General features: G+C 59.7%; 1 protein-coding gene. It reads right to left on the reverse strand.

Annotated elements, in window-relative coordinates; all coding sequences use genetic code 11:
- Positions 1–30: 30 nt before the first annotated feature.
- A complete protein-coding gene (locus tag AC19YR_RS24750) occupies positions 31–1,059 on the reverse strand; it encodes an IS30 family transposase (RefSeq protein ID WP_500600441.1) in 1,029 nt (342 codons plus the stop codon).
- Between the last annotated feature and the right edge of the window lie 55 nt (positions 1,060–1,114).

Genomic DNA, 1,114 nt, shown 5'->3' on the forward strand with positions numbered 1-1,114 from the left:
GGGCGGTTGCAGGAGCTGAGTGCAACACGGTTATTGAATTGAAGCGGGCGCATCGTGCCGCATAGTCATGGCGTTCTGCATCACCTCGCCCATCATTTCGATCGGACATTTGAAATCGAAGCGTTTACGGGGGCGCATATTCAGTTGCAAGGCAATGGCATCCAACTGTTCCTGGCTGTGTCCCGACAAGTCCGTCCCCTTGGGCAGGTACTGACGGATCAAACCGTTGATGTTTTCGTTACTGCCGCGCTGCCAGGGGCTGTGCGGGTCGCAGAAGTAGATGGCTACCCCGGTCTGCTGGGTGATTTCAGCATGCCGCGCCATTTCTCGGCCCTGGTCGTAGGTCATGCTCTTGCGCATAGCCAGCGGCATGCCATTGAGCGCCGCACTGAAGCCCTCCATCGCCGAAGTTGCCGTCGCATCATTCATCTTCACCAACATCAGGTAGCCACTGGTGCGCTCCACCAACGTGCCTACGGACGAGGCGTTGGCTTTGCCCTTGATCAGGTCGCCCTCCCAATGCCCCGGCATCAGCCGGTCTTCGATCTCCGGCGGGCGCACATGAATGCTGACCATTTCGGGGATCTGGCCGCGCCGGTCCACACCACCAGAGCGCGGCCGGCGCGTTGCCTTGCTTTGGCGCAGGCAGATGATCAGCTCCTTACGCAGCTCGCCGACCGGCAAGGCATAGATCGCGTTATAGATCGTCTCGCGACAGACGTAGGCATCTCTGAGGCTGGGAATGTTCATAGTGCGCAGCTTGCCGGCAATCTGCTCGGGAGACAAACGCTCACGCAGCATATGGGCCACCAACTCGAAGCGCTCGCTACCCGGCAATAGCTTTCGCATCGGTCGACAAACCTGGCGGCGGGCCTGCATCTGCTGCTGGGCCACGCGGGCCGAGTAGCTGCCGCAGACATCCCGATTGCGTCGCAGCTCCCGGCTGATGGTCGAAGGGGAGCGATTGATCAAGTAGGCAATTCTTCGCAGGCTGAACGCTTGGGCACGAGCGATTTGAATGGTGGCGCGTTCTTCAACGCTGAGTTCGGAATAAGACATAGGGGCAACACCGTACCGGAAAGGTCAGGTGTTGCACTCAGTTTTTGCCGCCGCC

Source organism: Pseudomonas sp. MF08817, from assembly GCF_059862705.1.

Excerpts from the sequence above, each read along its gene's own strand:
- AC19YR_RS24750 (WP_500600441.1), bottom strand. The coding sequence starts at position 1,059 with ATGTCTTATTCCGAACTCAGCGTTGAAGAACGCGCCACCATTCAAATC.